This is a genomic window from Chryseobacterium sp. ON_d1 (assembly GCF_006829085.1).
GTDB lineage: Bacteria > Bacteroidota > Bacteroidia > Flavobacteriales > Weeksellaceae > Chryseobacterium.
The window spans coordinates 54,011-66,754 of record NZ_BJTC01000006.1 but is presented as its reverse complement, the minus strand read 5'-3'; the positions used below and the strand labels follow the sequence as shown (position 1 = coordinate 66,754).

The 12,744-nt window shown below is 36.9% G+C and carries 17 protein-coding genes; 8 read left to right on the top strand and 9 right to left on the bottom strand.

Annotated elements, in window-relative coordinates; all coding sequences use genetic code 11:
- Window positions 1-2: 2 nt before the first annotated feature.
- The 7 genes from CRS_RS10770 (at window position 3) to CRS_RS10745 (ending at window position 3,741) form a co-directional block, all read left to right on the top strand.
- Window positions 3-323 carry a DUF4870 domain-containing protein gene (locus tag CRS_RS10770; RefSeq protein WP_142724073.1) on the top strand — a complete coding sequence of 107 codons (321 nt, stop codon included), beginning with the start codon at window positions 3-5 and terminating at the stop codon, window positions 321-323.
- Between the two features lie 48 nt (window positions 324-371).
- Window positions 372-1,325 (top strand): DUF3829 domain-containing protein, encoded by a 954-nt coding sequence (locus CRS_RS10765; RefSeq protein WP_142724072.1) that lies wholly within the window; start codon window positions 372-374, stop codon window positions 1,323-1,325.
- 26 nt (window positions 1,326-1,351) lie between these two features.
- Window positions 1,352-1,528, top strand: a complete 177-nt coding sequence (locus CRS_RS24400; protein ID WP_172617037.1) for a hypothetical protein — start codon at window positions 1,352-1,354, stop codon at window positions 1,526-1,528.
- A gap of 98 nt (window positions 1,529-1,626) precedes the next feature.
- Window positions 1,627-2,160 carry a DUF4303 domain-containing protein gene (locus CRS_RS10760; RefSeq protein ID WP_142724071.1) on the top strand — a complete coding sequence of 178 codons (534 nt, stop codon included), beginning with the start codon at window positions 1,627-1,629 and terminating at the stop codon, window positions 2,158-2,160.
- Window positions 2,161-2,199: 39 nt separating this feature from the next.
- Window positions 2,200-2,736, top strand: a complete 537-nt coding sequence (locus CRS_RS10755; protein WP_142724070.1) for a DUF4375 domain-containing protein — start codon at window positions 2,200-2,202, stop codon at window positions 2,734-2,736.
- 29 nt (window positions 2,737-2,765) lie between these two features.
- Window positions 2,766-3,245: a hypothetical protein gene (locus CRS_RS10750; RefSeq protein WP_142724069.1), complete on the top strand. Its 480-nt coding sequence runs from the start codon at window positions 2,766-2,768 to the stop codon at window positions 3,243-3,245.
- Window positions 3,223-3,741 (top strand): hypothetical protein, encoded by a 519-nt coding sequence (locus tag CRS_RS10745; protein WP_228451228.1) that lies wholly within the window; start codon window positions 3,223-3,225, stop codon window positions 3,739-3,741. Before CRS_RS10750 ends, CRS_RS10745 begins: the two co-directional genes overlap by 23 nt.
- A 194-nt stretch (window positions 3,742-3,935) precedes the next feature.
- On the opposite strand, the gene CRS_RS10740 is transcribed toward CRS_RS10745, so the two are convergent.
- The 3 genes from CRS_RS10740 to CRS_RS10730 form a co-directional block, all read right to left on the bottom strand.
- The gene (locus CRS_RS10740) at window positions 3,936-4,880 is read right to left on the bottom strand and encodes a transketolase family protein (RefSeq protein ID WP_142724068.1); all 945 of its coding nucleotides are present in this window, start codon (window positions 4,878-4,880) and stop codon (window positions 3,936-3,938) included.
- Between the two features lie 30 nt (window positions 4,881-4,910).
- Window positions 4,911-5,795, bottom strand: a complete 885-nt coding sequence (locus tag CRS_RS10735; protein WP_228451236.1) for a transketolase — start codon at window positions 5,793-5,795, stop codon at window positions 4,911-4,913.
- Between the two features lie 69 nt (window positions 5,796-5,864).
- A complete protein-coding gene (locus tag CRS_RS10730; protein ID WP_142724066.1) occupies window positions 5,865-6,380 on the bottom strand; it encodes a hypothetical protein in 516 nt (171 codons plus the stop codon).
- A 302-nt stretch (window positions 6,381-6,682) separates the two neighbouring features.
- On the opposite strand from CRS_RS10730, the gene CRS_RS10725 reads away from it, so the two are divergent.
- Window positions 6,683-8,920 (top strand): reprolysin-like metallopeptidase, encoded by a 2,238-nt coding sequence (locus CRS_RS10725; protein WP_142724065.1) that lies wholly within the window; start codon window positions 6,683-6,685, stop codon window positions 8,918-8,920.
- 74 nt (window positions 8,921-8,994) lie between these two features.
- On the opposite strand, the gene CRS_RS10720 is transcribed toward CRS_RS10725, so the two are convergent.
- From CRS_RS10720 to CRS_RS10695, 6 genes are all read right to left on the bottom strand, one after another.
- Window positions 8,995-10,554, bottom strand: a complete 1,560-nt coding sequence (locus CRS_RS10720; protein ID WP_142724064.1) for a sodium:solute symporter — start codon at window positions 10,552-10,554, stop codon at window positions 8,995-8,997.
- A gap of 170 nt (window positions 10,555-10,724) precedes the next feature.
- The gene (locus CRS_RS10715) at window positions 10,725-11,012 is read right to left on the bottom strand and encodes a GNAT family N-acetyltransferase (RefSeq protein ID WP_172617036.1); all 288 of its coding nucleotides are present in this window, start codon (window positions 11,010-11,012) and stop codon (window positions 10,725-10,727) included.
- A gap of 1 nt (window position 11,013) precedes the next feature.
- Window positions 11,014-11,409, bottom strand: coding sequence for an OsmC family protein (locus CRS_RS10710; RefSeq protein ID WP_002984417.1), 396 nt, complete (start codon window positions 11,407-11,409; stop codon window positions 11,014-11,016).
- Window positions 11,409-11,627 (bottom strand): (4Fe-4S)-binding protein, encoded by a 219-nt coding sequence (locus CRS_RS10705; RefSeq protein WP_002984416.1) that lies wholly within the window; start codon window positions 11,625-11,627, stop codon window positions 11,409-11,411. Before CRS_RS10705 ends, CRS_RS10710 begins: the two co-directional genes overlap by 1 nt.
- A 1-nt stretch (window position 11,628) precedes the next feature.
- Window positions 11,629-12,207, bottom strand: coding sequence for a TMEM175 family protein (locus CRS_RS10700; RefSeq protein WP_142724063.1), 579 nt, complete (start codon window positions 12,205-12,207; stop codon window positions 11,629-11,631).
- A complete protein-coding gene (locus CRS_RS10695) occupies window positions 12,200-12,739 on the bottom strand; it encodes an NADPH-dependent FMN reductase (RefSeq protein ID WP_142724062.1) in 540 nt (179 codons plus the stop codon). Before CRS_RS10695 ends, CRS_RS10700 begins: the two co-directional genes overlap by 8 nt.
- Between the last annotated feature and the right edge of the window lie 5 nt (window positions 12,740-12,744).

Genomic DNA, 12,744 nt, shown 5'->3' with positions numbered 1-12,744 from the left:
TTATGGACAATAAAACATTATCAATTGTATCTTACATCACTCTGTTCGGGTGGCTTATTTCCTTTGTTATCGGAAAAGAAAAATCAAACGGTTTTTTAAAATACCATCTGAAACAATCTTTGGGACTGATCTTTTTTTCAATTGTATTATCTGTCATTCTCAATATTATATTGATGGTGACCAAAATCGGAATTTTAGGAATATTTGGCATTATTCCTTTGGTGCTGATGATTATAGGAATTATCAATGCGGCCAATAATGTTGAAAAACCTTTACCATTAATCGGGAAAATGTTTGAAGATAAATTCTCTTTTATCGGATAGGATTCGAAGATTTTGAGAAAATACCTATTTAACATTTAATATAGAATAATGAAAAAACCATTAATCATCGCTGGAGTGCTTCTTTTTAGTTTTTCTGTTATATCATGTGATAAACTGGAAAAAGTTAAAGCAAAACTATCTCAGAATGATACCAGCCAGGTAAATCCTTTCAGTGTTAATTCCGGGGATACCAACAGAGATATTATTTCTTTTAATAACAAAGTCGTGAAAATGGATGATGAGCAGTCAGATTTTATCAAAGATTTTCAGAGTATATTGATACAGATGGAAGATTATGTAAAAAATGCTGATGCAAATCCACAGTTTTCTGGTGTAGTGCCTATTTTTACCCCTTCAGTGATGATGTATACCCGTCAGGAATTAAAGGCTCCGGATGTATTGGGAAAAGATTTTCAGGCACTTGTTGATAAGATGAAGGATACAATGATCCAACTGGAATCATTGAAAAAGGAACTGGACACTTATAAACAGGCAGAGGACTGGAAAGATGATAAAGGAAAAAAGGTTGCTGAAATTAATGAAAAGGCAATAAAACTTATCAAGAAAAACCGGACCGCAGCCAATGATTTATTTATCCGGCTTTCCCCCAAAGCAAATAAGGCCGAAATAGAGGTGCTTAAAGATCATCCGCTTAAGACACAGATCATCCAATCCAGAGAGATCATGGAGCTGGCTCAGAAGATTATTGATGATTCTTATGATGTAACGGATATGAATGCTTATCAAAACAAGTTTTCACAGCAGTATCTGCAAATGGAAAAATTGTACAATAGAAATATCAGCGAAAAGATTCCGTCTTCAGAGAAGCAGAAGGAAAGCAGTTATCAGGCATTTAATAATTCTGTTAATGATTTTCTGGGTAAAATGAGGATTGTACAACGAAGCCTGAATGAAGGTAATCAGGAACTGAACCGTAATCTTGATAATCTGGAAAGAGAAGCAGGATATGTTCTTGACCGTTATAACACTTTTGTAGATTGACTGATGAGCCATTACAATCTTATCGTATGAAAAAAACATTAGGAGTTATCCTTATTATTATAAGTTTCTGCCTGATAGTAGTCATTAAAATAGGACCATCCAGAGAAACTTCGTGGTTATTCAGATATGGAGAGTTGCCTCCGATGCTAATTGGAGCAGCTGTTTTGATTCCCGGATGGCTCATGTATAATAAAAACAGATAGCTATAATCATGAAACTGGCTATACCTTTATAAAATATAATGTGCTGATTTGACAGGATAAAGGTATTTTTAACGCCCGTTTTAAAAAAGAAAAGAAGTATGGATTTTGAAATTTTGAAACAACAGATTGAAGAAGCTGCTAAAAAAGCTTTTTTAGAAGTGTACGAAAAGCATGGAGCAGAAGAAATTTACTGTTTTGCATTGTACAGTGATGAAGGAGCAATGACTGTATGCCCGGCAGCCAATACGATGAAAGTAATGGAAGATGTAGATGAAGATGATGCTCTTTATTATAAGTATGAGCCGGCAGAGTGGACCTATGAAATGGAAGGGGCTGATAAAGAATTCAATGATATCTGCACTCAATTGAGAGCAGAACTTAACAAACATGATGACGATGATCAATGGTTTGAAGGTTTTCAGACTCAGTTATTCTCCACCTGCATTGAAGTGCTGGAGAAACTTAAAAATGAAAACTTTTTCACAAAGATCACAGGCAAAGATATATTTCTGATTTTCACTGTTTCAGATTATGAGTTTGAAAAAAAAGATCTGAAAGATCTTATTATCAGACTTAATGACAATGAATACAAAAGTGAATATCTGAACTGGATGGCTACCTGGGGCAATTAAAAGTATGATGAATTAAAAAAACACTTTAAATATATACATATGAAGCCCGATAAAATAATTGTCTCAGAAGCCTCTTTTAAAAGTAATGATCCTTATGATATTATTAACTCCAATATTTCTGTTGTAAATCTTTTACATGAAGAAGGAATGGAAGAAGAGAATATGTTTGAAGATTCAATTACCAGTTACTATATTGATTACTATGTCAGTCAATATAAAAACGGGAATTTTTCTCAGTTTGTCTGGAATTCAGGCTGGTCAGCAGAATTAAACAGAATTATCAAAGAAGGATTAAACAAAATCAATGCACAAAAACATCTTGAATTGTTTGTGGAACAATCTTCAAAAGTTGAACATCTGAAAGAAGGTGAACTGAAGAACTTTTTGGAAAGCGAATATTTCGGACCCAACAATACAAGAGACTATTTGAATAACGATTCATTTTACCTGCTGGAAGAAAATCTGGCAGAGCTTCACTCTCAGTGGCTGAAAAGTCATCCTGACCTTAGGGTTTTGTCTATCGATGAAATGTTTTCAGAAATGGAAAAATGGTTAGGAAAGAAAATTAAGAGATAAAATTAATTACTAAACAAATTACATTAATTATGAATAACTATCAATTTTATAAACAAGAAGGGAACCAATATATTTTTAAAAACCAGCCGGTATTTGTATCGGTACTCTGCATTATTTTTCTCATCATCGCAGGATTGATTTTTAACAGTGTAAGAACCGGAACCTATATTATCATTGCTGTGGTAGCTCTTATTTTAGTCAATTTCTTTACTAAGAAATTTATCATTGATTTGGACCGAAAAACGATTACTGGAAAACACTCCATTTTTGTTCCGGTAAGAACCTATCCCATAGAGAATTTCAGAAATTTTCATGTTTTGGCCACAAAATATATGGGCTTTATCACTACAAATGTAATGCTGTCTATGTACTTTGAAGTAGATGGTAAGGAGAAACAGCTTACGATTGGCCAGGCCCTTACCCAGAAAGGGATACAGAAAATGGTCAACGAAACAGAAGATATAATGAATGTTAATAATCCTGAGAATGGATATCAGAGACCGCTATAAGTTTGAAGAAAACGGAAGTGAAATAAGTTTGATGCCCAATTATAGTTTCCTGCGTGCTTTGTTATGGTGGCTGGTATTGGGTATGATTGCTCTTCCTGTCATTTTGTATTATTTCATGGATAAAATGTCTGGTGACCAGTTTAAAATTGCAATGGGATTATGGAGTGTGTATATGATCTACTTCCTGTTTGATCTTCTTTTCAGAGTTCCCGTGAAATATATCTTTAATAAATCGGAAAAATGCATTTACAGAAAAGTGTTATTTTCCAGAAAGCTCATGAATTTTGATGAGATGACCTATTTTGTGAATGATGAAAGAGGCGGTTATTATTATTCAATCGGAAAAAAGAGAAATCAGTTTGTGAAAAACTACAGAATCAGCAATTATTTTTCAGGGTCAAAAGCTTCGGAAAGGAGAGAAGATGAATACATCAAAGAAATCTTATTTCCCATTCTGATTGCTGTAGGAATTCCCTTGAATCAGGAAGAGCAATAATAAGCAGGGTAAAACTAATACGATGAAGGATGGAGGTGTAACCATTCCTCTCCTCCGGTGGAGTGGCGAAAATTCAAAGAATTTTTGACGGGGTGGTTTATACATCATAAAAACAGATTTTCACAAATCTACCAACAAAAAATCCGGCGGTTTCGGAGAAACCGCCGGATTTTGTTTATATAAAACAGCTGATATTAAGCTAAAATTCTCTTTACAGCTTCTTTCACTGCAGCAGCATCTATTTTATACTTTTTCATCAGTTCTGCAGGTGTTGCAGATTCTCCGAAAGTATCATTCACTGCTACGAATTCCTGTCTTGTTGGTCTTCTTCTTGCAAGCATACCGGCAACAGATTCACCTAGACCACCAAGGAAGTTGTGTTCCTCAGCCGTTACAATTTTACCTGTCTTTTCAACAGACTTTAAAATGATCTCTTCATCAAGAGGTTTGATGGTGTGGATGTTGATAACCTCACAGGAAATTCCTTCTTTCTCAAGTTCATCAGCAGCAACAAGAGATTCCCATACAAGGTGTCCTGTTGCAACAATGGTTACATCAGTACCTTCCTGAAGCATGATTCCTTTTCCGATTTCAAAAGGCATATCTTCAGGGATGAATACAGGAACTACTGGTCTTCCGAATCTTAAATATACAGGACCTTCAAAATCTGCAATTGCCAATGTAGCCGCTTTGGTCTGGTTGTAATCACAAGTATTGATCACTGTCATCCCAGGAAGCATCTTCATCATACCGATATCTTCAAGAACCTGGTGGGTAGCCCCGTCTTCTCCTAAAGTAAGACCTGCGTGAGATGCACAGATTTTTACATTTTTGTCAGAATAAGCGATGGACTGACGGATCTGGTCATATACCCTTGAGGTAGAGAAGTTAGCAAAAGTTCCTGTGAACGGAATTTTTCCTGTAATGCTAAGACCTGCTGCAATTCCTATCATGTTAGCTTCCGCAATTCCTATCTGAAAGAATCTTTCAGGAGCCTTTTCAATGAATTTCTCCATTTTCAAAGAACCGATAAGGTCAGCACAAAGTGCTACTACATTAGGATTTTTGTCAGCGAGTTCTGCTAATCCTGCTCCGAATCCTGAACGTGTATCCTTTTTTTCTGTATATGTATATTTCATTTTTATTGTATTAATCGAGATGTTAAGATATTAGTAATCAGCCGGAGCTTCTAGGTACAATTGCTTGAATGCTGTGTCTAACTGCTCATCATTAGGGGCTTTACCATGCCATGCATGAGATCCCATCATATAATCTACTCCATAACCCATTTCTGTATGAAGAAGGATGGCTACAGGCTTCCCTTTACCAGTTTCTGTTTTTGCTTTCTCAAGGATTGCAATTACCGCTTCAAGATCATTACCATTCTTTTCTTCTAAAACAATCCATCCGAATGCCTCCAGTTTAGCATGAAGATCTCCCAGGCTTAATACATCATCTGTATCTCCGTCAATCTGACGTCCGTTATAATCAATAGTAGAAATGATATTGTCTACTTTTTTAGCAGCAGCATACATCAAGGCTTCCCAAACCTGACCTTCCTGAAGCTCACCATCTCCGTGAAGAGAGTAAACAATAGACTGATCACCATCTAATTTTTTACCCTGCGCTACTCCAAGCGCTACAGAAAGTCCCTGTCCCAGAGAACCTGAAGCAATTCTAACTCCCGGAAGTCCTTCATGTGTGGTAGGGTGTCCCTGTAATCTTGAATCCAATTTTCTGAAAGTACTCAGCTCTGCCACCGGGAAGAACCCGAATCTTGCCAAAGTAGAGTAGAATACCGGGGAAATATGTCCGTTTGATAGATAAAAATGGTCCTCATTTTTGCCTTCCATAGTGAAAGGAAGTTTATAGTTCATTACCTTTCCATAAAGGGCTGTGAAGAATTCTGTACAGCCTAAGCTCCCACCTGGGTGCCCTGAATTTACAGCATGAACCATTCTTAAAATGTCTCTTCTGATCTGCGTAGTAAGAGTTTTTAACTCCTCAATACTTTTACTCATTATATCTGATTTATTTGTATGCGAATTTACAATTTTTTACCGGAAATGTCCGGAATCCGAATGTAAAAACCCGGATTTGTAAGATTTATTTAATGCTCCGCTTTAGCAGCCTTCATTGAGGTAAACGGAAATTTCAGTAACAATATTATTAACAAACTTAAAGCTTAGAAGCGTTCCCGCTTGGCTGTCTTCAATATTGAAATAACCGGAATCTTTAACCGGTTTGTCATTTTCCCAATCCGGACGTACACTGAAGTTGGGGTAATTTTTGTAGGCATTGATAAGATCCTCCCGGGTATTTCCAACTCCAATTCCGCTTTTGGTCTTAAATTTTTTACTCGTTGTTGTCATATAAGTGATAGAAGGAACACTTGGGTTGGCTTCATTGATGTAATTGTCAAAAAGATCAATCTGGATAGTTTCACCCTGATATTTTACCATATTTTTCTTTTCTCCGTTTGAATTCACCAATTTTATACCTGCTATTTTTTCAGCCTCAGCCTTTGGCATAAATACTTTAAATGGTCCGATTCTTAAGGTCGATACTTCAAAGTTTTCCTGAGCATTCATAAACCCAAATGTTAATGCGAAAATGAAAATTGAGATCATTTTTTTCATGGTTTTTAATTTTTGTTTTTAATCCTGGCTTCAAAGATAATTAAAAAGCAAAAGTCTATAAAATCAGTTGCTTTTAATGAAGAAAAAAATAAAAATATTGTATGAAGTGAAATGCTTTATACCAACCGGATCGTTTGTTTTTTTACAAATTAACAGCAACTTTTTGAATTTTCATAAATGATAATTAGATTAATTTAACTAATTTTATAATTCCAGACTATTAGAATTATAATCCTTTAACTAATTGTTTTTTAGTTTTTGGCCTTATTGTTTGAATTAATATAAATTACACACCATTATATATGAAAATTAAACAATTATTTTATTTGGGGATATTTGTAATATCCGTTTCCTTGAGTAAGGCTCAGGATTTTTTTACAGTGATCAGCGAAAGGTCTATTAAGGCAGATCCTAAAAACCGAACTGTACAACCGGAAAAATCACTGACATATACCTTAGATGTGGCCGGGATGAAAAGCTATTTTAATTCCGTTCCGGAACTGAAAGACAGTGACCGTAAAGACAATGCGCCTATCATTGTACTGCCAATGCCGGATGGTACAAAAGCAAAATTCAGAATCTGGAAGTCTTCTGTGATGGCTCCGGGATTGGCCAATCAGTTTCCTCAGATTGTTACCCTTACCGGGCAGGGAATTGATGATAAGTATGCTACCATAAAACTGGATTTTACCGAGCTTGGATTCCATGCGCAGATAAAATCCGTAGTCACTGGTGATATTTATATTGATCCTTATGCCAAAATGGACGTGAATAATTATATCATTTACAGAAAAAGTGATTTAATTGATAAAAATCCCAGAACCTGTGGAGTAAAAGATGAGGATGATTCTCCATTAGGAAAAAAAAACGCTCAAAAAACCGTAAGTCCAAGCGTAGGAACTCAAATTAGAGTTTTCAGACTGGCAGTCGCCTGTACGGGTGAATATGCGGTGGCAGCAACTGGTTCAGCTACTCCTACTGTTGCACAGACACTTTCGGCCATTGTAACCTCTGTAAACAGAGTCAATGGAGTTTATGAGCAGGAGGTAGCATCTAGACTGGTATTAGTAGCTAATGAAGCTAATGTAGTTTTTACAAATGCAGCTACAGATCCATTTAATGGAAATAATAATGCCAATACGCTAATCAATGAAAGCCAGACTCAAATTGATTTACTGATTGGAAATGCCAATTATGATATCGGGCACACCTTCAGTACCGGTGGTGGTGGATTAGCAGGATTAGGTGTCATCTGTAACAGTACCAATAAAGGAAGAGGAATCACGGGTTCGCCAAATCCAGTGGGTGATCCTTATGATATTGATTATGTTGCCCATGAAGTAGGGCATCAGTTTGGAGGGCCACATACCTTTAATGCAACTACAGGAAGCTGTGGCGGTGGAAATCGCAGCGCAGCCAATGCTGTAGAGCCTGGAAGTGGAATTACAATTATGGCTTACGCAGGAATTTGCGGTAGTGTAAATAACCTGGCAGCCAACAGTATTCCTACTTTCCATACCAAATCATATCAGTCTATTACGACAAAAGTTCAGTCAACAACATGTCAGGTGACTATTCCTTCCAATAATTTTGCTCCTACTGTAAATGCTGGTGGGGATTATACAATTCCTTTAGACACTCCCTTCAGATTAGAAGGATCTGCTTCAGATATTGATAACAATCCACTTACTTACAGTTGGGAACAGAATGATGTAGGGCCTGCAGGTGACTGGAATGCCCCTACAGGAAATGCTCCTCTGTTCAGATCATACGTACCGGTAACAGTTCCTTACAGATACTTTCCAAAACTTACAGATGTAATCAATGGTACTGTTTCTAAAGGTGAAGTTAAGCCAACTTATGCCAGAACGATGGAGTTCAGATTAACTGTAAGGGATAACAATGCAGGTTGTGCAGGAGTTGCTAACGATGATGCTATTATTACTGTTGATGGCAATTCAGGACCATTTACTGTAACAGCACCTACCACAGCAGTAAACTGGGCAGGGAACTCTACCCAGACCATAACATGGAATGTTGCCAATACAACTGCATTTCCGGTGAATGCCGCCACTGTCAATATTTATCTTTCAACAGACGGAGGTCTTACTTATCCTACACTGATCTTGGGTTCCACACCGAACGATGGTTCTGAGACGGTTACTATTCCTAACATAAATACGACACAGGCAAGAATTATGGTAGCAGCAGAGACAAACGTTTTCTATAACATCAACCCTGTTAATTTTACCATTACCCAGACATTGGGAGTGAATGAAACTACAGGAAATAAAGATGTGTTTGCAGTATATCCTAATCCAAGCAAAGGACTTCTGAATATTAAATTTACCAGCTCAAATGAAGTGTATGATATTACCGTATATGACGTAAGTGGAAAATTGGTATTCAGCCAGGCTAATAATAAACTGAGTCATGATAAAACGGGTACATTTGACTTATCTCACCTGATTAAAGGTGACTATCTGATCAAGGTTAAATCTAAAAATATAGATAAAACAATTAAATGGATTAAAGAATAATCCATTTGACCATAAATATAAAAAAGGCTGTTTTCGCAATTGAAAACAGCCTTTTTATGTTTTTTACGATTGAATTAAACGACTCTTAAATGTTGTCTGTCTTTTACCAGCCACAACCCAATAAAGGTTAATAATCCATTGAGAACAATCAGCTCCACCCCAATTCTGTAATCTGTGTAAGTTGTTACAGCCAGATTGATCAAATACGTCAGTACAGGAGCTAAGATCGTTACGGTAAGAATAGAATATTTCCTTGAAATCTTAAATTTGGTGAAAATTCCAAAGGCAAAAAGTCCTAAAAGCGGTCCATAAGTATACCCTGCAATTTCCATAATCAGATAAACAATAGACTTGTCATTCATTGCTTTGAAAACCATAATCAGAATAAAGAAAACAACAGTGAACGTTAAATGCACTTTCATACGAAGGCGTTTCTTCTCTTTTTCAGTTTTGGTTTTATCCTCGTTAAGGTTTAATAGATCTACGCAGTATGAGCTTGTTACAGCTGTTAAAGCTCCGTCAGCAGAAGGGAATAATGCTGAGATTAATCCGATAATGAAAATGACGGAAATAGCCATCGGGAAGTATCCCTGAAGAGATAGAGCTGGAAAAAGATCATCCCCCATTATATTTTTAATATTTCCTGTTGCATCTTTAAATCCGAAAATATTCGTCACCGTTTCAGATTTCAGGGTTCCATATTCAGCACCATGCTGGATAGCGAAAAGATACAGTAATCCTCCAAGGAATAAGAAGGCAAGGTTGACCAAAAGAAGTGTTCCTGCAAACGTAAGCATGTTTTTCTTGGAGTTCTTAAGATTATCCACAGAAATATTTTTCTGCATCATCTCCTGATCCAGTCCGGTCATGGCAATCGTAATAAAAATTCCTCCCAGAATTGTTTTCAGGAAAAAGGTTTTGGAATTAGGATCAAAATTGATGAAATGAGTATAGTTTTTCTGCTCCAGAATCGTGTATGCTTCACCAAAAGATAAATTAAGGTTTGATAAAATATAAGTGATACATGCCACAAGACTGATGATCATAAAAGAGGTCTGCAGCGTATCCGTAATCACAATCGTTTTTACCCCACCTTCAAAAGTATACAGAAGTACCATCAGCAAAAGAACAAGTGAAGTTACCCAGAACGGAACTCCCAATCCTTCAAGTAAAAATATCTGTAGAACGTTTACCACGAGATATAATCTTGCTGTAGCACCAATTGCTCTTGAAATAATAAAAAAGATCGAGCCTATTTTATGAGCTTCCACGTTGAATCTTTTTCCAAGGTAGGTGTAAATTGAAGTCAGATTCATTTTATAATAAAGCGGCAGGAGTATGGCTGCAACGATAAAATATCCTATGAAAAATCCGATGACCATCATGTAGTATTCAAAACCTCCGTAGATATATTCGGAGCCGGTCATTTTTCCGACAGTTCCCGGAACTGAAATAAAAGTAACGCCACTTAAGCTGGTTCCGATCATTCCGAATGCTACGAGCCACCATTTACTCTTTTTGTTACCGATAAAAAATGACTGGTTATCAGAGTTGCGGCTGGTGAAATAAGAAATCACCAAAAGACCAATAAAATAGACGAAAACAAATAGCAAAAGGATAGTTCCTGGATTCATGCCTGATTTTTAAATTTTAGCAAATATATAAAAAAGATCAGTCGTGAATCGTGAATTTAGTTCAGACACAATTTTTACGGGAGAAACTCATATTAAAAATAAAAATAACGGCATAAAAAACCTTCCAGATCTATTCTGGAAGGTTTGTATTGTAAGGGTGGAAACAGTGGTTAATTCACTAAAACATCCTGAAGTTCCTCACTTTTCTGGAAACTTGCCTTTGCGAAAGGGCAAAGAGGAATAATCTTTTTCCCGTTCTTTCTGGCAAAATCTACTGCTGCCAGAAGCATTTCCTTGCCTACACCTTTTCCGTTGTAGGCTTCTTCCACCTCAGTGTGGTCTATAATAAATCTTTCTTCTCCCGCCCAGGTATACGTCATCATTCCTGCACGTCTTCCGTCTATGAAAGCTTCAAAACTTCCGTGTTTTTCGTCGTTGTTTTGTTTTACATCGATCATACTATGAGAATTTGGTTAATATTTCTATGTCGTTGGTTAAGATTTTATGAACAGGGCATGCGTCTGCAATGGTGTGCAGCCTTTTTCTCTGTTCATCATCCAGAATACCTTCAAAGCTGATGTCTCTTTTGAAGACGGCTCTTTTTGTTAAAGGGAAATTTTCAAGCTCTACTTCTACATTGATATTTTCCACATCCCATTCCTTTCTTTCGATATACATTCTCAATGTAGCTGCTGTACAGCTTGCCAGTGACGTTGCCAAAATTTCCAGAGGATTGAAGCCTTTATTCTGCCCGCCTTTATCAATCGGCTCATCAGTAATAATCTGATTTTCGCCGGCTGTTACTTCTGTATAATATTTTGTTTTTCCTAAACTTGCTTTTACTGTTACTGCCATTATTTTTCTGTGTTGAATTTATAACTTAATGCACCGGAAGGGCATTGGTCTATCTGCTTTCTAAGTTCTTCCGGGCTTGCATTTTCCGCTTTTATCCAGGGTCTTTCTTTGGGATTGTAGACTTTCGGAAGTAATTTTACACATACAGCCGAGTGGATACACTTTTGGGGCTGCCAGATGACAGTGATGTCGCCGTTGGGATATTCGTGTGTTTCCATATTAATTTTCTTTTAATGATTTTTCGATTCTTCTGTCCGGAATCAGCCATATGAGAGCCACGATATAATAAAAACCTATGGCAATATAAGGATAAAAAAATGAAGTGGCGATTCCCAGGACATAAAATACAATGGAGATATATTCTTTATATTTTGAATGAATGGCCTCTTTCAGCTTTGAATCTTCCCCTTCACAGCGGATGATCACATTTTCCAGAATCGTATAAGCAATTGCTGACATAATGAGCCCGATACCATAGACCGCAACAGGATTTTTTGCAAAACCTGTAGTTCCGATCCATTCTGTAGCAACAGGCATCAGGGAGAGCCAGAACAACAGATGAAGATTGGCCCAAAGGATGCTGCCATTTACTTTTTTTACGGTCTGGAACAAATGGTGATGGTTGTTCCAGTAGATCCCTACATAAATAAAACTGAAGATATAAGCCAAAAACTTAGGAAGGAGAGGTTTGAGACTGGCCCAGTTATTTCCTTCCGGTACTTTCAGTTCAAGTACCATAATGGTGATGATAATAGCAAGGACACCGTCACTGAAAGCCTCCAGTCTTCCCTTAGTCATTCGTTTTTATCTGATTTTTAAAATTCTGTATTTTACCTTTCAGATCATTCAGCATTTCCGGATTGATGACTCCGCTTTCAAGATCAAAGTTTTCATAGAATTTTGGTAATGAAAAAGTGTCTTTAATATCTGCCGCAAACTGAGGAAAAAAGGTTTTCGCAGTATTCATTACATTTCCGCCGCCATACCCTCCGGGGGAGGTACTCATCAGAAGCATTGGTTTGTTCTGGAATACTTTTACGTTAATCCTTGAAGCCCAGTCAAAAACATTTTTAAAAGCTGCGCTGTAAGAGCGGTTATGCTCCGCAAGAGAACAGATAATCACATCGCATTCCTCAATAGCTTTTAAAAACTGATGTGCCTGATCAGGAAAACCTTTCTTTTCAAGATCTACAGAAAAAACGGGCATGGTGAAATCGTTGAGGTCAATCAGATTGATCTCTTCATCCTGAAAATCTTTCAGAACAAATTTTACCAGCTCCCTGTTGATAGATGTGGAAGATGTACTTCCTGCAAATGCTAATATTTTCATGGTCG